Genomic DNA, 22,384 nt, shown 5'->3' on the forward strand with positions numbered 1-22,384 from the left:
CCGCCCGGGGGCGGCCGTCATCTGCGTCATGTGTGTGGCGATCCGCTCGGCGGTCGGGCGGGTCAGCGTGTCCCGGATCCGGCCGTCGGCGAGGAACAGCACCTGGTCGGCGCGGGAGGCGGCGACCGGATCATGGGTCACCATGATCACGGTCTGGCCGTCGTCGGCCATGGCGCGCAGCAGGGCGAGCACCTGCCGGCCGGACGCGGAGTCCAGGGCCCCGGTCGGCTCGTCGCCGAAGAGCACGTCGGGGCGGGTGACGAGGGCGCGGGCGAGGGCGACGCGCTGCTGCTGGCCGCCGGACAGCTCGCCCGGCCGGTGCCCGGCGCGGTCGCGCAGTCCCACCCGGTCCAGGACGTCCAGGACGTCTGCCCGCCGGGGCCGGCGGCCGGCCAGCCGCAGCGGCAGGGCGACGTTCTGCTCGGCGGTGAGCGCGGGCAGCAGGTTGTACGCCTGGAAGACGAAGCCGATCCGGGTGCGGCGCAGCCGGGACAGCTTCCGTTCGGAGAGACCGGTCAGTTCGGTGTCCCCGAGGAGGACCCGGCCCGCGGTGGGCCGGTCGAGCCCGGCGGTGCACTGGAGCAGGGTGGACTTGCCGGAGCCGGAGGGCCCCATGACGGCGGTGAAGGTGCCCCGGGGGATGTCCAGCGTGACGGCGTCGAGCGCGGTGACCGCGCCGGGTCCCGTGCCGTAGGAGCGGGTGACCGAGCGGAGCCGGAGGGCGGGGTGTGTCATGCCCTCCAGCCAACCGGCGCCGCCCGTACGGCACATCGGAGCCGGAAGGAGTCCTGGGGTGGAGCTGTCTCCACCCCCGCCACCCCCTCCTGCCGGGTGGCCCCCGTTCCGCCGCCCCGCCTACCGTTCCCCCATGCCGCCCCGTACCCCGCCGCCGTCCGCCACCCGGGCCCCCGCACCCCCGCAACTCCACGACCTCCACAAAGAACTGGAGGGACACGAGGGCCACGAGGGACAGGAGGTGGGCCTGGAGGCCACCGGCCTGCGGGAGGCGCTGCGGTGGCGTACGTATCTGCGCACCGCCTGGCCGTGGCGGGCGGCGCTCTATCTGCTGACGAGCGTGCCGCTGGGAGCGGTGACGCTCTCCGTCCTGCTGCTGCTCGCGGTCGCGGGCAGCGCGCTCACCGTGCTCCTCATCGGCGTCCCGCTCCTCCTCACCCTGGTGCTCGCGGGCATTCCGCTGGCGGCGCTGGAGCGGCGCAGGCTGCGGCTGGCCGACCCCCGCCCGCTCGCCCCCGCCCACCGCGAGCCGGACGGCACGGGACTGGCGTCCTGGCTGCGGACCCGGCTGCGGGAGCGCGCCACCTGGCGGGAGCTGGGCTACGCGGCACTGTTCGCGGTGGTGCTGTGGCCGCTGGAGGCCCTGGCGGCCGGGACCGCGGTCCTGGTCTCGGCCGGGCTGATCGCCGCCCCGGTGATGCTGGCGGTGAACGGCGGCGAGGAGACCCGCGTCCTGAAGCTCTGGCTCCTCCATTCCTACCCGCCGGCCTTCGCCGCGCTGCTCGCGGGCGTGGCGCTGCTGCCGGTGTGCGCGTACGCGCTGGGGGCGGTGGCGGCGGGCCGGGCCGCGCTGACCCGGTGGCTGCTGTCCGCCCCGGAGGGCGGGGCGGACTCCCGGCTGCGGGAGATGGGCCGGTCCCGGATGCGTCTGGTGGACGCCTTCGAGGCGGAGCGGCGCAGGATCGAACGCGATCTGCACGACGGCGCCCAGCAGCGGCTGGTCGCCCTGTCGATGACGCTCGGCCTGGCCCGGCTGGAGGCTCCGGCCGAACCGCTGGCCGGGATGCTGACCACGGCGCACGACGAGGCCCGCGCGGCGCTCGTGGAGATCAGGGAGCTGATCCGGGGGATCCACCCCCAGGTTCTCACCGACCGGGGGCTCCCGGCGGCGGTGGAGGACGCCGCCGACCGCTCACCGGTCCCGGTGGAGGTGGAAATCGATCTGCCGGACCGGCTCCCCGAACCCGTGGAGACGGCGGTCTACTTCGCGGTGTGCGAGGGGCTCGCCAATGTGGCCAAGCACAGCCGGGCGGACTCGGCACGGGTGGCCGGCCGGATCACTCGGGGGCGGCTGGTGGTCGAGGTGACGGACGACGGCGTGGGCGGTGCGGACTCGGGCGGCGGCACGGGCCTCCAGGGCGTCGCGGACCGTCTCTCGGTGCTGGACGGCCGCCTGCTAGTGTCCAGTCCCCCCGGCGGGCCCACGGTGTTCCGGCTCCAGGTCCCCCTGTCACCCGCGGACCCGAGGACCTGAGCGTGCGCATCGTACTGGCCGAGGACAGCGTGCTCCTGCGCGAGGGGCTGATCGGCCTGCTGGAACGCTTCGGCCACCAGGTCGTCGCGGGCGTCGGCACGGCCGACGAGCTGATCGCCGCCGTCGCCGCGCACTCCCCCGACATCGTCGTGACCGACGTCCGCATGCCGCCGGGCTTCTCCGACGAGGGCCTGCGCGCCGCGATCACCCTGCGCGCCCGCCACCCGGAGCTGCCGGTCCTCGTCCTCAGCCAGTACGTCCAGCGCGCGTACGCGGAGGAGCTGCTGGACTCCTCCGACGGTACGGGCGTGGGCTATCTGCTCAAGGAACGCGTCGGTGACGTGGAGGAGTTCGTCGACGCCCTCCAGCGGGTCGCGGCCGGCAGCACGGTCGTGGACCCCGAGGTCGTCCGCCGGCTGATCCGCCGCCGCCGGGACCCGCTGGACCGGCTGACCGCCCGTGAGCAGGAGGTCCTGGCCCTGATGGCGGAGGGCCGGTCCAACGCGTCGATCGCCGCGGCGATGACGGTCAGCGAAGGCACGGTCAGCAAGCACTTCGGCAGCATCCTCACCAAGCTCGACCTGTCACTGGACGACGCCACCAACCGCAGGGTGCTCGCGGTCCTGGCGTACCTGCGCGGCTGACGCGCGCCGGGGGGTACGTACCTGCGCGACTGACGCGCGCCGGGGGTACGTACCTGCGCGACTGACGCGCGCCTGGGTGAGTACGTACCTGCGTGGCTGACGCGCGCCGGGGTGGGGTACGTACCTGCCCCGCCGCCCGGCCCCACCGAAGCCCCCGCAAGGGCACTCGGCCGGAGCGCTCAGCCGCAGCACTCGACCGGGACCATCAGCCGGCCGGCGGGCCCTCCGCGAGCGCCTGCCGGGCGAAGGCGACGACGTGCTCGCGCAGGTCGGGCGCCTCGCCGCCGGGGCCGGCCTCGCCCACGATGAGCCGGGCGAGCTGCGGCACCGCGCTGGGCCAGGCGGCCAGCCCGATCATGCTCATCAGACAGGCCGCGACCCTCGGGGACGCCTCGCTCCCGAAGGTCTCGGCGAGAGCGGCGATCTTCTCCTCGTAGTGACCGCGCCGCCGGTCCTCGGCGGGGAGCACGCCCTCCCGGTGGTGCAGCCCCTCCCAGAGGAAGAGCCGCACGAGGACCGGGTGGGCGCGGTGGAAGTCGTACACCCGGCCCACGTACTCGGCGGGATCGTCGCCCGGAGCGAGGGGCACGGCCTCGGCCAGCTCGTCGAGCGCGCCGCCGACGACGGCGTCGAAGAGCTTCTGCTTGTTGCCGAAGTAGCCGTAGATCCGCTCCTTGTTGGCCCCGGCCCGCTCGGCGATGCGGTCGACGCGCGCGCCGGCGATGCCGTGAGCGGCGAATTCCTCCGTGGCGGCGGCGAGCAGCCGTTCCTTGGTGCGCTTGGTGTCCGAGGTCATGGCCCCAGCGTAGAACGGGCCGCCGCCCATACCAACCAACTGGATGGTTGATATCCAACCAGTTGGTTGGAACAGTGGGGCGCCGACGCAGCCACCCAGGAGGGGACCCCATGCCGACCACCGCCTCAGCGCGCACCTCAGCACCCACCTCGGCGCCCGCCCCCGTCCGGACGCCCGAACCGGCCGCCGCACCGCCCTCGTTGCATCTGCGGGCGCTGTTCACCTGGGCGGCGGTCTTCGCGGCCCTGTCCGTCGTGCAGCAGACGCTCGGTCCGTACCTCACGGGCCTGCCGACGGCACTGCGCACTCTGGTGATCACCGGGGTGGTCGTCCCGACGGTGGTCTACGGCGCGGTGCCCGCGCTGCTCGGGGCGCGTACGGCGCTCCTGCGCCGACGGCGGGAAAAGTCCTTGCCGGGGCGCACGCCCGTACCGCAGGATTCCGCCCTGTGACCTCACCCGAACAGCACAGCACCCCGTCCGCGTCCCCGTCCGAGACGGGGCCGGCCCGCCCGCTCGCGCTGATCACCGGAGTGGGTCGCACCATCGGGATCGGCGCGGGCATCGCCCGGCAACTGGCCGCCTCCGGCTGGGACATCGCCTTCACCTGCTGGACCCCGTACGACAAGCGCATGCCCTGGGGCGTGGAACAGGGCGCCACCGGGGCGATCGAGGCCGCGCTCGCCGAGCGGGGCGCCCGCACGGCCGCCATCGAGGCGGACCTGGCCGACCCCGACGCCCCGGCCCGCGTCTTCGACGAGGCCGAACGCCGGATCGGACCGGTGACCGCGCTGATCCTGAGCCATGCGGAATCGGTCGACTCGGGCCTCCTCGACACCTCCGTCGAGAGCTTCGACCGGCACTTCGCGGTGAACGCCCGCGCCTCCTGGCTGCTGATCCGGGAGTACGGCCTCCGCTTCCGCGCGGCCGCCGGCACGGGCCGCATCATCGCCCTCACCAGCGACCACACGGTCGGCAATCTGCCCTACGGCGCCAGCAAGGGCGCCCTGGACCGCATCACCCTGGCCGCCGCCCGCGAACTCGCCCACCTGGGCATCACGTCCAACGTCATCAACCCCGGGCCCGTGGACACCGGTTGGATGTCGGAGGAACTCGCCGGGCACCTCGCCCGCGAAACCCCCCTGGGCCGCCTGGGCACCCCGCAGGACACCGCGCACCTGGTGGATTTCCTCTGCTCACCCCAGGGCCAGTGGGTCAACGGCCAGCTCCTGAAGAGCAACGGCGGCGCCGCGTAGGCTGTTCGGTCCGCGGTCCGCCGGGGCCGCCCGCATGACCGCAAGGCCCGCGCCCTGCCCGGTGAACAGGCTGTCTATGCTCCGCCCATGGCACTCGAATGGGAACAGATCATCGTCGACTCCTCCGACCCCATCGCCCTCGGGCGGTGGTGGGCCGAGGCCCTCGGCTGGGTCGTGGTCGACGAAACCGAGGAGATCGTGGAGATCCGGCCCGCACCGGACCGGCTGCCGGGTCTGCTCTTCGTCCCCGTCCCCGAGGGCAAGACGGCGAAGAACCGGCTCCACCCCGACTTCCGCCCCGACGACCACGAGGCCGAGGTCGCCCGGCTGATCGCCCTCGGAGCCCGGCGCGCCGCCCCGGCGGAGGAAGGGCAGAGCTGGGTGACCCTCTTCGATCCGGAGGGCAACGAGTTCTGCGTCCTGTCCGAGCCGAAGGGCTGATCGGGACAAGGGCTGAGCGGGACAACAGCTGATCGGGACAACAGCTGAGCAGGACAACAGCTGATCGGGACAACAGCTGAGCGGGACCCCGCGCGCGGCCCGGTGGGCGGCCCGGTGGGCGGATTCACTCTCCGGCGTTCAGACCGGGCCCGAGCCAGGTCCCTGCGGCCGGCCGGCCGTCGAGGTATTCGACGCCCTCGGGATAGTTCTTGAACGCGGGGAGGTAGTACGACGCGTGGCCGCCCTTCTCCGGGAGCGGCAGGCGCGGCGGGTCGAGGAGGGCTTCGAAGCGGGGGCGGGTGACGGCCGGGACTCCGCCGTGGTCCAGGTGGTGGCGGGCCAGGCGCCGGACGAGCCGGCGGGCCAGGTCCGCGCTGTCGGCCTCCGGGGGCAGGACGAGGGTGAGCCGGGAGAACTCGACGGTGTCGGGGTCGCTGTCCTGCTGGCACACGACGACCAGCTCGCAGTCGTTGAGGAAGCTCTGCTTGGGGCGGTACGCCACGGTGGTGATCCACGGGTACCGGATGTGTCCGGCGAGCGTCCGGCCCCGGGAGTCCGGCTCGTCGACGACCAGGACCAGACGGGCGTCCGTGAGGTGGAGACCGGCCCCGCGCACCCGCCATGCGGTCTCGGTGCTCATGCTCAGGGCGCTGAGTCGGAGCCGCTCCTTCTTCCACACCGCCACGCGGACCGCGACGGGGGCGGCCGGCTCTCCGTCGTACGGGGTGAACAGGAGCCGGCCGTTCCGGCCGAAGCGGGGGTGCAGGCGGTCGGAGAGGCCCGCGCCGTCAGGGGTGTGCCGGGACATCATCATGAACGGTTCGTACGCGGTCCGGGTCTCGGCGCGGGGGCGGACCGCCGGCTCCGCCCCGGGCCGGGACCGCTCCGGAGCGCGGGCGGCGGGGAGCGAGACGTACGCCGGGCGCTCGGAGACGGGCGGTGGTGCGGCCGGTTCCCGGCCGGGGGCGGCGCCGAGTCCGACGTACGCGTACGCGAGGAAGGCGAGTGGCAACGCGCCTCGGCCGTCGCGCCAGCGCCCCACCTCCGCGCGCTGGACCGCGCGCAGGGCCTCGGCGGGTTCCGCGTGAGCGCGCAGGGCGTCGACGAGCGCCAGGTCGACACGGGTCGTGTGCGCGGCGTCGGGCACGGGGAACAGCGTGCAGTAGACGTGCCGGGCACCGCCGTGGACGACCGCCGCCCCCAGGCCGAGCCACTCGGGGGTGTCGAGCAGCGAGGGCGCGTAGCCGTGCTCCGGGCGGCCGTAGAGGCCGAGGCTCGCGCAGGCGGCGAGCACGACGCGGTCGGGCAGGGAGTGGAGCGGGGCGCCGGTGTCGTCGGTGCGGTAGAAGTCGTGCAGGGACAGGGGCCCGTCGGCGAACCGGAAACCGGTGCCTCCCGGGTCCTCCCGGTCCGGCCGGACGACATGGCCGGCCAGGTGGAGCACGGTGTCGTCGGTGCCGTGGCGCGCCAGGAACCCGGCGAATCCCCCCTTGGTGAGGGGGCGGGGCGCCGGTTGGCTGTCCGTGGGCACTCCGGCCATCGCGTGCTTCAGGTCGTGCGTGCTCGGGTCGGCCGTGGCGTGCGGGGCGAGGACGGAGAGGACGCGCGAGGGCGCCGCCCCGGTGCCGGGAGCCGGGTCGCCGCCCTCCCGGACCGTGAGCCGCCGCCGCTGGGAGAGCAGGGCGATCGAGGGCAGATAGGTGAGCTGTGCGACGTCCACGACATCGCGCCCCGGGGTGACGGGCAGCGCGCACACCGGTACGAGGGCCAGCGCCCCCGTCGGGGCGAGGGCCAGCGGAACCGGGGCGCGGGTGGCGGCCAGCGCGTCCCTGAGCACGGCGGGGATCAGCGCCGCGCCCAGTGCGTCGAAGATCCGCGCCCACACCTGGCCGGCCGTCGCATACCCCCGGACCGGGTCGTCGGAGCCGGTGGCGGCGAACGCGCTGCCCCGGAGCCTGCGCCCGGCCGGCGGCGCGCCCGGCACGGCGACGGGCAGGTGGAGGAGGAGATCCTTGAACGCGTCGGCGAACCGGTCGTGGGGGCGCCGTTCGGCGTGCCAGTCGCCGGAAGGCGTGCGGACCGCGTGGTAGATCCACTCCCCGGCCCGCGCGTAGCTCCAGTACCACCCGCCCGGGGCCATCAGGTCGAGTTCGCCGTCGAGGTCGACGGCGTTCGCCGCCTCGCCGCCGACCCAGGACGCCTGCCCCACGAGGACGGTGCGGTCGGTCAGCAGCGGGTCGGTGCGGCGGCGGTCGTCGCCCGGCCCGTCCTCCGGCGCCTCCCCGGCCCCGGGCGGCAGCCCCGTACTCGAAGCCAGCGCGTCGAGCACGGCCCGCAGCCGGGCACCGGAGGCGTCCGACTCGACGGGAACGGACTGGGAGCGCACCGCTTCCAGCAACTCCGCGACGAGGGCCGGGTCGTCCACGGCGAGGTCGAGCGCGAGGGCGTAGACGTGTGCGTGGGCGGCGATCCAGTGCGCGCGCCACCGGGTGGTGGGCAGTTGGTAGCGGATGTGCTGGACGGCGTGGAGGCTTTCGAGCACGTTGCCCAGCGCTTCCTCGCGCATGCCGACGGCGCGCTGGATGTACGCCAGCACCGCGTGGGCCTGGGCCTGGAGGTGGGGGGTCCTGGACCTGCTGAGCTGGCTCAGCACGTTGTCCATCAACGAGGCGGCGTAGACGTAGCGTTCGTGCTGTCCGTCCTCGTCGACGCGCAGGGTGTCCGGGTAGCGGTCGGGGTTCTCGATGATGTCGAGGTAGAGGGTGGCCAACAGCAGGATTTCCGCCGCGTGTTCGGCGACGGATGCCTCGTGGGACGGTTTGCCCCCGGTCCGGTCGTGCTGGTCGGCCAACTGCTCCACCACGCCGACGGTGTTGCCCGCCTCGTGCATCAGACGCAGCAGATACCGCTCGGTCCTGGAGAGGAGCAGCATGTCGTTCGTGCGGATCGCGGTGTGCCGGGTGCGGCACAGGATGCGCAGACCGTCGACGCACCGGGCGGCGTCGGAGAGGTCGGCGGTGAGCGCCTCGATCATCCGCAGTTCGGCCTCGGCCGCCCAGTAGCGGCAGCGCGGCGCGGCCCTCAGCAGGTCCAGGGCCTCCCGCCAGCGCACCTCGGCCGCGGCCGGCTGACCCGCCGCGAACAGGACGTCGCCCGCCTGCAGCGCACACCAGCCCCGGATGCCGGGCGGGGCGCCGTCCCGGCCGGCCAGGGCACGGGCCTCCTCGGACAGCACCATCGCCGTCCGGAACTCCAGACCGGCCAGGGCTGCGAGGGCCCGGCACTGCACGAGGACCGGGCGCAGCCGGTCCGGTACGGGGCCGGGCGCGCCGTCGGTGAAGCAGGCGGTCCGGGCCCGGTCGTCGCCGGTCGCCTTGTCCACGGCCAGGACGACGGAGGCCGCTCCGGGGTCCCAGAGGGCGCGGAGAAGGAACCACCGCCCGAGAAATCCGGCGGGATTACCGGAAGACGTCCTCGCCACCAGCCCCACCTCCTGGACCGACAGGATCAGGCGGGCCTGGAAGACGAGGGCGGCGACGCCCGCCGCGGGCACCAGCAGCTCCGGCCGCTGCCGGCCGGCCCAGACGCAGAGCGCGACGAACAGCGCGGCGGCCAGGCCCCTGCGCCACCCCAGCACGCCCCACGCGCCGGCCGCGAACCAGAGAACCGCCCAGCCGGGGTCCGCGACCAGCAGACAGGCCCCCACCGCCACCCCCACGACCGCACACCGGACGGCGAGCGCCCGCCACCACAGCACGCGGTCGCGGACCGTGTGGAGGTCGCACGCGTGGAGCCCGATCCGGGACTCCCGCGACCGGCCCCGGCGGATGAACCGCCAGGAGCGAACGGCCCGCGCCAGCAGCCGCGCCCGGGTGCCGATGCCCTGCCCGCGCCCGAACAGGACGCACAGCGGCAGCGCGTACTCGACGACGTCCTCGTCGTCGCCCCGGTTGCGCCCGGCCAGCCAGCCGGGCAGCGCGTCGACGGCGTCGTCACGGAACGGGTCGAAGGACGAGAGGTTCATTCGGGCGTCAGCTCCCGCCGGATCTTCAGCAGACGGTAGGCGCCGGCCGCGCGGCGGTCCGCCCTGCGGTCGGCCTGGAGGTCCCCCTCCGTCAGCAGCGGATCGCCGACGTCCCCCCGGATCTGGAGCAGCGCCAGACGGCCGTCCGGCAGATCTACGAGACGGCACACCAGCGCCGCCCCGACCAGGGGCCAGGGAATGCCCAGCACCACGGAGACCGCCACGAGCACGGCATCGATGCCCAGGCGAACCGCCGGGACGGCCTGATGGCGGCGCACCGACAGGCTGACCAGCCACAGCGCCGACCACCACGTCACCGCCCACACGGCCCAGACCAGCACGGCCAGCGCGGCGAAGATGCCGAGCTGGTGCCACCACGCCACCGCGAGGTGCAGGCGCAGCAGATGGGCCTGCACATGCGAGGAGAGGTGCGCCGTGCTGGTCATCTGGGACCGCCGGCTGATGTGCCGTCCTTTGCGCGGCCCGATCGCGCGGTGCGGCGCCTGGAAGTGGTACGGCGCCGGCCGGCCGCTCCGGCGGCGCGAGAGGATCGGCCCGCGCTGGTTCGTCTGGCGGTCGTCCGCCGCGACGTCCCGCCGCACCGTCATGGCCTGCGACACGGCGACCCGTACGCTCAGCCCCATCGAGCGCACGGTCTCCCTCGTCTCCTGGTCACCGCCACCGGCCTCCAGACACGCCATGAGCAGATGCGCGGTGTCGGCGGTGTCGTCACCGGTCCGCCCCGCCCAGTACGGCAGCCGGGCGAGCACCGCGACGGCCCCCGGCCCGAACGGCACCGCCCCCGCCCGCGCCCCGGCACCGGCCTCTCCCACCGCCCGATACGCCTCGTCGCTGAGGAAGTGGTGCCACGCGGTCGCCCTCATCACCAGCCGGGCCCGGGTGTCGGCGGCCCCGTCGCAGGCCACCGCGAAGAACAGATGCCGAACCTCGACCGGACCCCCGTCGTCACGCGCCAGCACCCGCGCCGTCTCGACACACCTGCGCAGCGCGGCTGTACGGGGTACGGCGTCCGCGCCCTCGGCGTCACGGCTCACGGCTCACCGGCTGTCGATGCGCTGGTACGGCTCATGCCTCACCGCTGCCTCTTCTTGACTGGACCGACTGACACGGCTGGTACGACTCGCACGACTGATACGGCTCACGGGCCACGGGCCACGGCTCGCGGGCCACTCTCGGAAGGCCGCTCAGACGCCCTCGGCCACCCCGGAACCGTCCCGCTCCGGCCCCGGATCGGCCCAGGTCACGCGGACCAGCTCGGTCTCATCCGGCTCGTCCCACCCGTCCGCCTCCCCGCCCCCGGCAAGCTCGTCGTCGTCGTCGCGGAAGACCAGGTCGTACCCACGCAACGGCCGTTTGCGCAGCTGCACCGCGTTGAACAGCGGCGTCGCACCGTCCGGAACCACGACCTCCGCAGCGATCCCCTGCCGACGGGCGACCTCGCACCTCGCCGCGGCGCCGGCGAACGGCAGCGGGCTGGTCAGAGCGGCCGTACTGACCCGAAGATCCAGCCGGGCCCCTTTCCGCTCGGCGACCAGGATCACCGTGGGCCCCGTCCGCACCACCTCGGTCACCACCACGTGCTCCAGCCGCCAGTCCCCGCTCTCGTGCCGCGCACGCAGCGCGGACTCCAGCGCCGCAAGACTCCCCACGGCCTCCTGCACACACCCCGCCGCCTGGAACAACGTGGCACCGTCCCGGGCGAAGGTGACCGACACATCGCACAGTGCGTCCGCCGCGGACGACCCGAGACGCGCCCCCGTATCCACCGCGACACAGTCCGCCGACGCGTAGTTGATGTCGGCCACCGGACTGTCCTCGTCCCTGGCAAACGCGATCCCCAGCTCCGCCAGGCTCGTCACCCTCCTGAACCGATGCCCCTCCAGCACCCCCACGTCCCCCAGCGCCACACGGGTCGACGGCAGCCAGCACGCCAGGTACTCGACATTCCTGTGCATCTCACGCGTATACATCTCAGGGATGGACGCCATGCCCCACCTCTCCCCCACGCCCCGGCCCGCCCCGCGCAGCAGCGCGTGCAGGCCAACAGGCTTACCCGGTAGGGACGTTGCGCCCTCCGTCGGCTCAGGCTACGACCGCTGGGCAGGATATGTACCCCGTATGCCGGCGAATCCCCGACCGGCCGAAACCGACCCGCATGACGATGCAAAGGCCACTTATCCCCGACATGCCGGGACACCCCGATCACCCCACACAAAAACCCCAGGTCAGAAGCCTGACCTGGGGTTTCAATGGAGCCGCCTTCGGGATTCGAACCCGAGACCTACGCATTACGAGTGCGTTGCTCTGGCCAACTGAGCTAAGGCGGCACGCCCTGTCGCACCATGGTGCGATCAGCAGCGTCGCCAAGTGTACACAGTTTCCGGGGGTGCTCCGCACCAGGCCGGTTCGGGGGCGTTCGGGCTGGTCACGGGGTGGGCGGGGTCAGGTGCACTTCTTGCCGGGGGCGGGCGGGGTGCCGTCGAGGAGGTAGGTGTTGATGGCGGTGTCGACGCAGTCGCTGCCGCGGCCGTAGGCGGTGTGGCCGTCGCCCTCGTAGGTGAGGAGGGTGCCGGAGGAGAGCTGGCCGGCGAGGGACTGGGCCCACTTGTACGGGGTGGCCGGGTCGCGGGTGGTGCCCACGACGACGATGGGGGCGGCGCCGTCGGCGGTGATGCGGTGGGCGGTGCCGGTGGGCGGGACGGGCCAGTGGGCGCAGTTCAGGGCGGCCCAGGCGAAGCCCCTGCCGAAGACCGGGGATGCCTTCTCGAAGGTGGGGAGGGCGCGGGTGACGGCCTCGGGGGAGGTGAAGGCGGGCGGGAGGTCGAGGCAGTTCACGGCGGCGTTGGCGTACATGAGGTTGGTGTACCTGCCGCTGGGCTCGCGCTCGTAGTAGCTGTCGGCCAGGGAGAGCAGGCCGGAGCCGTCGCCGTGCTCGGCGCCGGTGAGCGCCTCGCGGAGCTGGGGCCAGGCCGTCTCGTCGTACATGGCGGCGATGACGCCCGTGGTCGCGAGGGACTCGCCGAGCTTGCGGGAGTCGCCCGTGGGGATCGGCCGGGCGTCCAGGTCCGCGAAGAGCCCCTTCAGCCGGTCCGCCGCGTCGTCGGCCGAACCGGTGCCGAGGGGGCAGTCCTTCTTCTTGACGCAGTCCTCCGCGAAGGCGGTGAACGCGGTCTCGAACCCCGCGGTCTGGTCGCGGTTCATCTCGACCGACGGGAGCGAGGGGTCCATCGCCCCGTCGAGGACGAGCCGCCCGACCCGGCCGGGGAACAGTTCGGCGTAGGTCGCGCCCAGGAACGTCCCGTACGAGGCCCCGACGTAGTGCAGCCGCTCGTCCCCCAGCAGGGCGCGCAGCATGTCCATGTCGCGGGCCGTCTCGACGGTCGAGACGTGCGGCAGGATCTCTCCCGAACGCTTCTCGCAGCCCGTGGCGAATGTCTCGAAGGCACCGCTCAGCTTCGCGATCTCCGCCCGGTCGTCCGGTGTCTGGTCGACCTGGGTGTAGGCGTCCATCTGCGGGCCCGTGAGGCATTCCACGGGTTCGCTGCGCGCCACGCCGCGCGGGTCGATGGCCACCATGTCGTAGCGGGCGCGGACCGGTGCCGGGTATCCGATCGCCGCGTACCCCTGGAGATAGCCGATCGCGGACCCCCCGGGGCCCCCCGGGTTCACCAGGAGCGAGCCGATGCGCTTGCCCGGACCGGTGGCCTTCTTGCGGGAGACCGCGAGCTTGATGGAGTCGCCCTCGGGCTTCGCGTAGTCGAGGGGCGCCTTCATCGTCGTGCACTGGAAGCCGGGGACACCGCAGTCGCGCCAGCTCAGATGCTGGGCGTAGAACGGTTCGAGCGCTTCCGGTACGGCCGAGGGGGACGCCGAGCCCGCCCGCGCCGGGGACGGGGAACCCGTCGTCGAGCTGCCGCCGCTGCAACCGGAGACGAGGAGGCCGGCGGTGCCGAGGGCGAGTGCGAGGGTATGGAGCGGGCGCCTGGTGTGCATCTCCGGAGCGTAACCGCCCGGCGACGGCTCGCCCGATTCCCTACTCTTTCGGGTGATAGTGGTTCAGCGCTGCCCGCCGACTCGTCGGCCCGTAGCCCTGTGCTGCGGAAAGAGCTTCCTGTGCTGCGGAAAGAACTGTCGAAGGGGCCGCCCAGCGTTCTACGGAACGCTACGGAAAGAGGGTGCCCGGCCGTCCTCAGCCGGCGCGCAGGGCCATCGTCATCGCCTCCACCGCGAGCAGCGGTGCCACGTTCCGGTCGAGGGCCTTGCGGCAGGCGCCCACCGCCTCTATCCGGCGCAGGGTGCGCTCGGGCGTGGACGAACGGACGATCCGGTCCAGGGCGTCCTGCGCGTCGGCGTTGGCGATGGCGATCCGGGAGCCGAGCTGCAGGGCCAGCACATCGCGGTAGAAGCCCGTCAGTTCGGTGAGCGCCAGGTCGAGGCTGTCGCGCTGCGTACGCGTCTTGCGGCGCTTCTGCCGGTCCTCCAGCTCCTTCATCACGCCTGCCGTGCCCCGGGGCATCCGCCCCCCGGCCGCCGCGCCGAGCGCCGCCTTCAGATCCTCGGTCTCCTTGGCGTCGGTCTCCTCCGATGCCTGCTTCGCCTCCTCGTTGGCGGTGTCGATCAGCTCCTGCGCCGCCTTGAGGCAGCCCCCGATGTCCTCGACGCGCAGCGGCAGCTTCAGGACGGCCGCTCTGCGGGCGCGCGCCCCCTCGTCGGTGGCCAGGCGGCGGGCCCTGCCGATGTGCCCCTGCGTGGCGCGGGCGGCGGCGGCCGCGCGCTCGGGCTCGATGCCGTCGCGCCGGACCAGGACGTCGGCCACGGCCTCGACCGACGGCGTACGCAGGCTGAGGTGGCGGCAGCGCGACCGGATCGTGGGCAGCACGTCCTCCAGCGAGGGCGCGCAGAGCAGCCAGACCGTGCGCGGAGCGGGCTCCTCCACCGCCTTCAGCAGCACGTTGCCCGCACCCTCGGTGAGCCGGTCGGCGTCCTCGATGACAATGACCTGCCAACGGCCCACGGCCGGGGAGAGCTGGGCGCGGCGCACCAGGTCGCGGGTCTCCTTCACCCCGATGGAGAGCAGGTCCGTGCGGACCACGTCGACGTCGGCGTGCGTACCGATGAGGCTCGTGTGGCAGCCGTCGCAGAAGCCGCAGCCCGGCGCACCGCCCAGCGCCCGGTCCGGGCTCGTGCACTGCAACGCGGCGGCGAAGGCACGGGCCGCCGTGGACCTGCCCGAGCCCGGCGGGCCGGTGAACAGCCAGGCATGGGTCATCTTCGAGCCGGGCGGCACCGGATCGCCCGACGACTGGGCGCTCACCAGCACATCGGCGTCCCGGGCGGCGGCGCCGAGCTGCTCCTGCACGCGGTCCTGGCCGACCAGGTCGTCCCATACGGACATGGGTCACCGCCCTCCCGTGGTGTGCGGGCACGCCGCCGCCTGAAACGGCCGCGTCACCCGCGGTGGTTCGCGCCCCGGCTGCCGCCGTGACGTCGTTCGTCGGTCCGGCTTCCATTGTGGCGGACGGGTCGGACAGTCCGGTCCGGCCGCCCGCCGGCCCCCTTGATCCTCCGCGTCCTCCGCGTCCACCCTGTTGAACGGTGCACGGCTGTCGGCCGCCTTTCGCACCCACCACGCCGAACGGCGCACGGCTGCCGGCCGCCTTTCGCGCCCGCCCCACCGAACGGCGTACGGCCGACTGCCGTTCCTCACCCGACGCGTGAACGGCGAACGGCCCCCACCGCCGCACGGCGGGAGAGGGCCGTCCCGACCGGACGAGGGCGCGGTCACGAGCACCGCCCCGGCCGTCCGGCCGTCCGTCAGCGCCTGCGGCGGCCCCGGCCCGTCGGCCCGGGACCGTCGTCGTCGTGGTCGCCGAGCAGTTCGTCCGCCAGGGAGGGGAGATCGTCGAGCGGGGTCTCCTCCGCCCAGTCGGGGCGGGGGCGACGCGGCCGACGGGACGAACCGCGCCGGTCCCGGTCCGCGTGCGGGTCCGCCTCCGGGTCGGTGATCTGCGGCAGTTCCCGGGTCCGCTCGTTCTCGCTCTCCGCCGCGGAGGACGCCGGGCGCTCGTCCCGGAAGATGCCGCGCGGCACCCGGTCGGCGGGGTCGCTGTCCCGTACGGGGCCCCGGCCCGGCTCGCGGACCTGCGGAAGCACCGCCGTCTCGTCCGCCGCACCGGGGTGCGTGGAGGAGTCGGAGATCCGGGGGATCATCGTCGTCTCGTCCTCGTCGGAGGACCGGCCGGCCGCCGACGACGCGCCCCGGCCCATCGACGAGGACGCCGACGACCCGCTCCCCGGCGAGGGCACCGGCTGGGTGACCTCGTTCGGTCCGACGGTGTTCTGCTTCAGGGGGTCCGAGCCGGCCGTACCGTCCCGGTCGTCCTCACCGCCCCGCGCACCCGTGTCCCGACGGGCGGCATCCGGATCGACGATCGGCGTCGGAACCGTCACCTCGTTGTCCGGAACGGACGCGCCGGACGTACCAGACGCCCCGGACGCCCCGGACGATCCACCAGCCCCCGCTGCCCCCGCCGCCCCGGACGATCCCGCCGCCCCGGACGACTCCGACGACGACGCGGCCCGCCCCGAAGAACGGGAAGTCTCCGCCGCACGCTCGGACTCCGCACGCGCGGACTCCGCACGCTCGGCCTCCACCCGCTCGGACTCCGCACGCGCGCGGGCCCTCTCAGCGGCGGCAGCCGCCTGCGCGTCCGCCTCCGCCTGGAGACGGGCGGTCTCGGCCGCCGCGGCGGCCTCCGCCTCGGCCTGACGGCGGGCGGCCTCCGCCCTCAGCAGAGCCTCCTCCGCCTTGCGCTGCTTCTCCAGCCGCTTGGCCTCGGCCTCCTTGCGGAGCCGGGCCTCCTCCTCGGCCTGGCGGCGCAGCCGGGCCTGTTCGGCCTCGCGGGCCGCCTCCTCGGCCGCGAGCCTGGCCCGCTCCTCCTCGGCGAGACGGCGGGCCTCCTCGGCCTGGCGACGGGCCTCCTCCGCCTGGCGTTCGGCCTCGCGCCTGCGGGCCTCTTCCTCCTCGGCGGCCTTGCGGGCCTCCTCCTCGGCGCGGAGCTTGGCCAGCTGCTCCTGGCGCTCGCGCTCCAGCCGCTCCTCCTCGGCCTTGCGCGCGGCCTCTTCCTCGGCCTTGCGCCTGGCCTCCTCCTCGGCCGCCCTGCGGGCCTCCTCGCGGGCCTTGATCTCGGCCTCGGAGAGGGGCAGGACCTGGTCGAGCCGGTGCCGTACGACGGTGGTGATCGCCTCGGGCTCCTGGCCCGCGTCCACCACCAGATAGCGCAGCGGGTCCGCGGCGGCCAGCGTCAGGAAGCCGGAGCGCACGCGGGCGTGGAACTCGGGCGGCTCGGACTCCAGCCGGTCGGGCGCCTCGGTGAACCGTTCCCGCGCGGTCTCCGGGTCGACGTCCAGCAGCACGGTCAGATGCGGGACGAGCCCGTCCGTGGCCCAGCGCGAGATCCGGGCGATCTCGGTCGGCGCCAGATCGCGGCCGGCGCCCTGGTAGGCGACGGAGGAGTCGATGTACCGGTCGGAGATGACGACCGCGCCCCGCTCCAGCGCCGGACGCACCACCGAGTCGACGTGCTCGGCCCGGTCGGCCGCGTACAGCAGCGCCTCGGCGCGGTTGGAGAGCCCCGCCGACGACACGTCGAGCAGGATCGAGCGCAGCCGCTTGCCGACGGGGGTCGCCCCGGGCTCGCGGGTGACGACGACCTCGTGCCCCTTGGCGCGGATCCAGGCGGCGAGCGCTTCGACCTGGGTGGACTTGCCGGCGCCGTCGCCGCCCTCCAGGGCGAGGAAGAAGCCGGTCGGGGCGGGGGCGACCGCCGGGTCGCCGCCGCGCAGCGCCTCGCGCAGCTCACGGCGGAGCGGAACGCCGGCCCGGTCGTCCGTCCGGGCGAGGACGATCACGGCGACCGGCAGCAGCAGGGCGCCGATCAGCATCAGGGTGAAGGCCGCGCCGCCGTGGGCGAAGACGAAGTCGCCCATGGTCAGCCGGTGGGTGCCGATGGCGGCGGCCACCAGCGGGCCGCCGACCGCGCCGAGCCCGATCAGGACCCGGACGACGGCCTGGAGGTGGTCGGCGGTCCGGGCCCTGCGGGACTCCTCGGTCTCCTGGTCGATGAGCACATGGCCGGTGTTCGCGGCGACGCCCGCCGCGTATCCGGCGAGTACGGCGATCAGGACGACGGTCGTCGTGTCCGGGACCAGCCCCATCACCAGCAGTGCGATGCCCGTGACGGCGGTGGCCAGCGAGAGCAGGCGGCGGCGCGACAGGGTCGGCAGCACCTTCTGGGCGGTGCGGATGCCGACGCCGGTGCCGCCGGTCAGGGCGAGGATCAGCAGCGCGAGGGTGGCCGGGCCGCCGCCCAGGTCGACGGCGTGCAGGACGGCGACGGCGGCCGCGGCCGCGATGGCCCCGGCGACGGCCGCGCAGGTCCCGACGACGAGCGGCACCGCACCGGTGCGGCCCCGGTCGGGCGTACCGGACGCGGACGGCCGGCGCAGCCCCTCCAGGGGAGAGCGGGGCCGGGGCGTCGGCGTACCGGGGAACTCCAGGAAGTACACGGTCGACAGCGAGGCCGAGAACAGCCCGGCCGCGACGTACGACCCCAGCGCCGCCTGGTGGAACGAGAACCAGTCCAGCCCGGATCCGAGCAGATCGCCGATGAGGCCGGCGACCAGCAGCACCACGGCCGCGGCCGGAACGGCGGCGAAGTCGGTCCGCAGCGAGAGCCGGCGCAGCGCGTCGAGGTGGTCGGGCAGCGGGCGCACCGCCGCGCCCTCGATCGGCGGGGCGGGCAGCAGCGCGGGCGCGGCGCTCTCCTTCGCCACCGTCCACAGGCGCTCACCGGTCCCCGTGAGGAAGACGGTGATGAGGATCATCATGAGCGCCTTGTCGGGCATCCAGTCGATCCACAGCGGGGCGACGACCAGCAGGGCGAGCCTCAGCCCGTCGGAGCCGATCATCACCCAGCGCCGGTCGAGCGCTCCGCCGGGTCCCGTGAGGGCGGTGAGGGGGCCCAGGAGTACGGCTCCGAAGAGCAGGGTGGAGAGAATCCGGACCCCGAAAACGGCGGCGACGGCGAAGGCCGCCCCGCGGTAACCGGATCCGAAGGAGCCCTCGACGACCGCCGCCTGGAGCGACAGCAACACCAGCACCAGCAGGGCGAGCGCGTCGCCCGTACTGCCGACGAGCTGGGCGCTCCACAACCGCTTCAGCGGGGGAACACGCAACAGGGCACGTACGGCGCGCTCGCGTGAGTCTGCGGCAAGTGTGTCGGAGGTGGGGCTCACGACCGTTGGCTGCTCGGCTCGCGTCATCCGCCCAGCCTATCGGGACCGGACCGGTGCCCGGAGTCCGCGTCCGAACATACGCCCGCCGCCCCGGCACGGCGGCACCGCGCCGGGCGGGCCGTGCGGGACGGGACCGTCCTGTCCCGGCCCGCACACGGAGGCCCGGATTCCGGCCCCCGGAATCACTCCTCGGTGGACGTGGCCTTCGCGGCGGCCGTCTTCTTCGCGGCCGTGGCCGTCTTCTTGGCCGCCGTCTTCTTGGCGGTCGTCTTCTTCGCGGCGGTCGTCTTCTTGACCGCGGTCTTCTTCGCCGCCGTCTTCTTCGCGGGAGCCTTCTTCGCCGTCTTCTTCTTGGCGGGGCCCTTGGCGCGCTTCTCGGCCAGCAGCTCGTAGCCGCGCTCCGGCGTGATGTCCTCGACGCTGTCGCCGGTGCGCAGCGTCGCGTTCGTCTCGCCGTCGGTGACGTATGCGCCGAAGCGCCCGTCCTTGACGACGACCGGGGCGCCGCTCACCGGGTCCGTGCCCAGTTCCTTCAGCGGCGGCTTGGCGGCGGCCCGCCCGCGCTGCTTGGGCTGGGCGTAGATCGCCAGGGCCTCTTCGAGGGTGATGTCGAAGATCTGGTCCTCGGAGGTGAGCGACCGGGAGTCCGTGCCCTTCTTCAGGTACGGGCCGTAGCGGCCGTTCTGCGCGGTGATCTCCACGCCCTCGGCGTCCTCGCCGACGACGCGCGGCAGCGACATGAGCTTCAGCGCGTCGGCCAGCGTGACCGTGTCCAGCGACATCGACTTGAAGAGCGAGGCGGTCCGCGGCTTCACCGCGTTCTTGCCGGTCTTCGGCGTGCCCTCGGGCAGCACCTCGGTGACGTACGGGCCGTAGCGGCCGTCCTTGGCGATGATCTGGTTGCCGCTGACGGGGTCCGCGCCGAGTTCGAAGTCGCCGCTGGGCTTGGCCAGCAGCTCCTCCGCGTACTCGACGGACAGCTCGTCGGGCGCCAGGTCCTCGGGGACGTCCGCGCGCTGGTGGCCCTCGGAGTCCTTCTCGCCGCGCTCGATGTACGGGCCGTAGCGGCCGACGCGCAGCTTGATGTCGTTGCCGACCGGGAACGACGAGATCTCCCGGGCGTCGATCGCGCCGAGGTCGGTGACGAGCTCCTTGAGCCCGCCGAGGTGGTCGCCGTCGCCGTTGCCCGCGTCGGAGGCCGCCCCGGCGCCGGAGACGTCGCCGCCGTCCTGCGTACCGAAGTAGAACCGCTTCAGCCACGGCACGGACTGGGCCTCACCGCGGGCGATGCGGTCGAGGTCGTCCTCCATGCGGGCGGTGAAGTCGTAGTCGACGAGCCGGCCGAAGTGCTTCTCCAGCAGGTTGACGACGGCGAACGACAGGAACGACGGCACCAGGGCCGTGCCCTTCTTGAACACGTAGCCGCGGTCGAGGATCGTCCCGATGATCGAGGCGTACGTCGACGGGCGGCCGATCTCGCGCTCTTCCAGCTCCTTGACCAGCGACGCCTCGGTGTAGCGGGCCGGGGGCTTGGTCGCGTGGCCGTCGACGGTGATCTCGTCGGCCAAGAGCGCGTCGCCCTCGGCCACCTGCGGCAGCCGGCGCTCGCGGTCGTCCAGCTCGGCGTTCGGGTCGTCGGCGCCCTCGACGTACGCCTTCATGAAGCCGTGGAAGGTGATCGTCTTGCCGGACGCGGAGAACTCGGCGTCCCGGCCGTCGCTCGCCCGGCCGCCGATCTTGACGGTGACCGAGTTCCCGGTGGCGTCCTTCATCTGGGAGGCGACGGTCCGCTTCCAGATCAGCTCGTAGAGGCGGAACTGGTCGCCGGTGAGGCCGGTCTCGGCGGGGGTGCGGAAGCGGTCGCCGGAGGGGCGGATCGCCTCGTGCGCCTCCTGCGCGTTCTTGACCTTCCCGGCGTACGTGCGCGGCTTGTCCGGCAGGTAGTTCGCGCCGTACAACTGCGTGACCTGGGCACGGGCCGCCGAGACGGCGGTGTCCGAGAGGGTCGTGGAGTCGGTACGCATATAGGTGATGAAGCCGTTCTCGTACAGCTTCTGCGCGACCTGCATGGTGGCCTTCGCCCCGAAGCCCAGCTTCCGGCTCGCCTCCTGCTGGAGGGTCGTGGTGCGGAAGGGCGCGTACGGGGAGCGGCGGTACGGCTTGGACTCGACGGACCGGACGGCGAACGCGGAGTCGGCGAGCGCGGCGGCCAGGGCGCGGGCGTTCGTCTCGTCCAGGTGCAGGGTCTGGGCCGAGGACTCCTTGAGCCGGCCGTCCGGACCGAAGTCGCGGCCCTGGGCGATGCGCCGGCCGTCGACCGCGCTGAGCCGGGCGGTGAACGTCGAGGGGTCGGAGGCGTCACCGGAGCGGCCGGTGGCGAACTTTCCGGTCAGGTCCCAGTACTCGGCGGAGCGGAAGGCGATGCGCTCGCGCTCCCGCTCGACGACGAGCCGGGTGGCGACGGACTGGACGCGGCCCGCCGAGAGCTTCGGCATGACCTTCTTCCACAGGACCGGCGAGACCTCGTAGCCGTAGAGGCGGTCGAGGATGCGGCGGGTCTCCTGGGCGTCGACCATGCGCTGGTTGAGCTCGCGCGGATTGGCGACGGCGGCCCGGATGGCGTCCTTGGTGATCTCGTGGAAGACCATCCGGTGGACCGGGACCTTGGGGCGCAGGACTTCCTGCAGGTGCCACGCGATGGCTTCGCCCTCGCGGTCCTCATCGGTGGCGAGGAAGAGTTCGTCCGACTCGGCCAGCAGCTGCTTCAGCTTCCTGACCTGGGCCTTCTTATCGGCGTTGACGACGTAGATCGGCTGGAAGTCGTGCTCGACGTCCACCCCGAGGCGGCGCACCTCGCCGGTGTACTCGTCCGGCACCTCGGCGGCGCCGTTCGGGAGGTCGCGGATGTGCCCGACGCTCGCCTCGACGACGTATCCGGGCCCGAGATAGCCCTTGATCGTCTTCGCCTTGGCAGGCGACTCGACGATGACGAGTCGGCGGCCGCCCTGTGCGGTCTCGCTGGTCGGGGACAACTTCGCTCTTCTCTCCGGTCGACGCTCGGTGGGCCTCAGGGCAGCGTGACGACGCTGCCGACAGTGCTGTCGCTGCGGAGTGTGACGGTACAACCCGCCCCCGTGTCAAACGGCAAAAGCCCGCAACGGCCACTCGAACGGTAACCCGACTTCCGCCATTCCTGCCGCCCGGCCCGCTCGGTCCGCCCGGCGCACGGCGTCTGCCTGCGGGTTTCGTCCGGGCCCGGCCGCCCTGCGGGCGCCGGGTGCGAACGGTGGGCGGTCCGGGCGTGTTCCGGAGCCCCGAGCGGGGCCCGGACGCGGCCCCGCACGGGGCGGGCGGAGCGGTGGCGGGTTCAGATCGTGGTGAGGCACCACACGCCGAGGACGAGAAAAAGTACGCCGAACACAGTGGCGAGAACGGTGGAGGCGACGGGGCTCACTCCGTGCGCCACCGGCGCGCGGCGTACTGCGCGCGCCCCCGTCCACCACAGCAGCGCGCCGCCGAACAGCGCGAACGCCGCTCCGGCGAAGACGCCAGGTCCGCTCTCCATACGCCCACGCTCCCGGTCCCCCACGGCCCGGCCGGGCCCGGTCGCCCGCCCGCTGCCGCTCGATGCCCGGGG

The 22,384-nt window shown here is 73.7% G+C and carries 14 protein-coding genes, 1 tRNA gene and 1 pseudogene; 5 read left to right on the plus strand and 11 right to left on the minus strand.

All coding sequences use genetic code 11. The features are described from left to right. Positions 1 to 6 precede the first annotated feature (6 nt). Positions 7 to 735 (minus strand): annotated as a pseudogene (locus ACWCXC_RS26420) (ABC transporter ATP-binding protein); the annotation flags it as partial. 247 nt (positions 736 to 982) lie between these two features. On the opposite strand from ACWCXC_RS26420, the gene ACWCXC_RS26425 reads away from it, so the two are divergent. After that, the gene (locus ACWCXC_RS26425; protein WP_450890729.1) at positions 983 to 2,269 is read left to right on the plus strand and encodes a sensor histidine kinase; all 1,287 of its coding nucleotides are present in this window, start codon (positions 983 to 985) and stop codon (positions 2,267 to 2,269) included. A 2-nt stretch (positions 2,270 to 2,271) separates the two neighbouring features. Continuing rightward, complete coding sequence (locus ACWCXC_RS26430; protein ID WP_450890719.1) at positions 2,272 to 2,913, plus strand: response regulator transcription factor; 642 nt, start codon at positions 2,272 to 2,274, stop codon at positions 2,911 to 2,913. 205 nt (positions 2,914 to 3,118) lie between these two features. On the opposite strand, the gene ACWCXC_RS26435 is transcribed toward ACWCXC_RS26430, so the two are convergent. Then, positions 3,119 to 3,709, minus strand: coding sequence for a TetR family transcriptional regulator (locus ACWCXC_RS26435; RefSeq protein WP_450685259.1), 591 nt, complete (start codon positions 3,707 to 3,709; stop codon positions 3,119 to 3,121). Positions 3,710 to 3,819: 110 nt separating this feature from the next. Here ACWCXC_RS26435 and ACWCXC_RS26440 point away from each other — a divergent pair, with 110 nt between their 5' ends. The 3 genes from ACWCXC_RS26440 to ACWCXC_RS26450 all read left to right on the plus strand — a co-directional run bounded on the left by ACWCXC_RS26440 (position 3,820) and on the right by ACWCXC_RS26450 (position 5,405). Continuing rightward, entirely contained in the window at positions 3,820 to 4,161 is a 342-nt protein-coding gene (locus ACWCXC_RS26440; protein WP_450685258.1) for a hypothetical protein, read from the plus strand. Beyond that, positions 4,158 to 4,964: an SDR family oxidoreductase gene (locus tag ACWCXC_RS26445; protein WP_450685257.1), complete on the plus strand. Its 807-nt coding sequence runs from the start codon at positions 4,158 to 4,160 to the stop codon at positions 4,962 to 4,964. Before ACWCXC_RS26440 ends, ACWCXC_RS26445 begins: the two co-directional genes overlap by 4 nt. Positions 4,965 to 5,051: 87 nt before the next feature. Next, positions 5,052 to 5,405 carry a VOC family protein gene (locus ACWCXC_RS26450; RefSeq protein WP_450685256.1) on the plus strand — a complete coding sequence of 118 codons (354 nt, stop codon included), beginning with the start codon at positions 5,052 to 5,054 and terminating at the stop codon, positions 5,403 to 5,405. 124 nt (positions 5,406 to 5,529) lie between these two features. On the opposite strand, the gene ACWCXC_RS26455 is transcribed toward ACWCXC_RS26450, so the two are convergent. From ACWCXC_RS26455 to ACWCXC_RS26495, 9 genes are all read right to left on the minus strand, one after another. Further along, a complete protein-coding gene (locus tag ACWCXC_RS26455; protein ID WP_450890720.1) occupies positions 5,530 to 9,429 on the minus strand; it encodes a CHAT domain-containing protein in 3,900 nt (1,299 codons plus the stop codon). After that, positions 9,426 to 10,484, minus strand: coding sequence for a hypothetical protein (locus ACWCXC_RS26460; RefSeq protein ID WP_450890721.1), 1,059 nt, complete (start codon positions 10,482 to 10,484; stop codon positions 9,426 to 9,428). The genes ACWCXC_RS26455 and ACWCXC_RS26460 overlap by 4 nt, the downstream gene beginning before the upstream one ends. Before the next feature lie 150 nt (positions 10,485 to 10,634). Beyond that, complete coding sequence (locus tag ACWCXC_RS26465; protein ID WP_450890722.1) at positions 10,635 to 11,405, minus strand: hypothetical protein; 771 nt, start codon at positions 11,403 to 11,405, stop codon at positions 10,635 to 10,637. Positions 11,406 to 11,700: 295 nt separating this feature from the next. Then, positions 11,701 to 11,777: transfer RNA gene (locus tag ACWCXC_RS26470), tRNA-Thr, on the minus strand. A gap of 115 nt (positions 11,778 to 11,892) precedes the next feature. Next, a complete protein-coding gene (locus ACWCXC_RS26475; protein ID WP_450890723.1) occupies positions 11,893 to 13,443 on the minus strand; it encodes an alpha/beta hydrolase in 1,551 nt (516 codons plus the stop codon). Positions 13,444 to 13,639: 196 nt separating this feature from the next. Beyond that, positions 13,640 to 14,845, minus strand: coding sequence for a DNA polymerase III subunit delta' (locus tag ACWCXC_RS26480; protein ID WP_450890724.1), 1,206 nt, complete (start codon positions 14,843 to 14,845; stop codon positions 13,640 to 13,642). A gap of 419 nt (positions 14,846 to 15,264) precedes the next feature. Then, the gene (tmk, locus tag ACWCXC_RS26485; protein WP_450890725.1) at positions 15,265 to 18,774 is read right to left on the minus strand and encodes a dTMP kinase; all 3,510 of its coding nucleotides are present in this window, start codon (positions 18,772 to 18,774) and stop codon (positions 15,265 to 15,267) included. Between the two features lie 155 nt (positions 18,775 to 18,929). Then, positions 18,930 to 21,779, minus strand: coding sequence for a type I DNA topoisomerase (topA, locus tag ACWCXC_RS26490; RefSeq protein ID WP_450890726.1), 2,850 nt, complete (start codon positions 21,777 to 21,779; stop codon positions 18,930 to 18,932). Between the two features lie 335 nt (positions 21,780 to 22,114). Next, positions 22,115 to 22,312 carry a hypothetical protein gene (locus ACWCXC_RS26495; protein ID WP_450685248.1) on the minus strand — a complete coding sequence of 66 codons (198 nt, stop codon included), beginning with the start codon at positions 22,310 to 22,312 and terminating at the stop codon, positions 22,115 to 22,117. Between the last annotated feature and the right edge of the window lie 72 nt (positions 22,313 to 22,384).

Source organism: Streptomyces sp. NPDC001515 (assembly GCF_053597115.1).

Coding starts and splice junctions, on each gene's coding strand:
- ACWCXC_RS26435 (WP_450685259.1), bottom strand. CDS start 3,709: ATGACCTCGGACACCAAGCGCACCAAGGAACGGCTGCTCGCCGCCGCC.
- ACWCXC_RS26440 (WP_450685258.1), top strand. CDS start 3,820: ATGCCGACCACCGCCTCAGCGCGCACCTCAGCACCCACCTCGGCGCCC.
- ACWCXC_RS26450 (WP_450685256.1), top strand. CDS start 5,052: ATGGCACTCGAATGGGAACAGATCATCGTCGACTCCTCCGACCCCATC.
- ACWCXC_RS26455 (WP_450890720.1), bottom strand. CDS start 9,429: ATGAACCTCTCGTCCTTCGACCCGTTCCGTGACGACGCCGTCGACGCG.
- ACWCXC_RS26465 (WP_450890722.1), bottom strand. CDS start 11,405: ATGCACAGGAATGTCGAGTACCTGGCGTGCTGGCTGCCGTCGACCCGT.
- ACWCXC_RS26475 (WP_450890723.1), bottom strand. CDS start 13,443: ATGCACACCAGGCGCCCGCTCCATACCCTCGCACTCGCCCTCGGCACC.
- ACWCXC_RS26480 (WP_450890724.1), bottom strand. CDS start 14,845: ATGTCCGTATGGGACGACCTGGTCGGCCAGGACCGCGTGCAGGAGCAG.
- tmk (WP_450890725.1), bottom strand. CDS start 18,774: ATGACGCGAGCCGAGCAGCCAACGGTCGTGAGCCCCACCTCCGACACA.
- ACWCXC_RS26495 (WP_450685248.1), bottom strand. CDS start 22,312: ATGGAGAGCGGACCTGGCGTCTTCGCCGGAGCGGCGTTCGCGCTGTTC.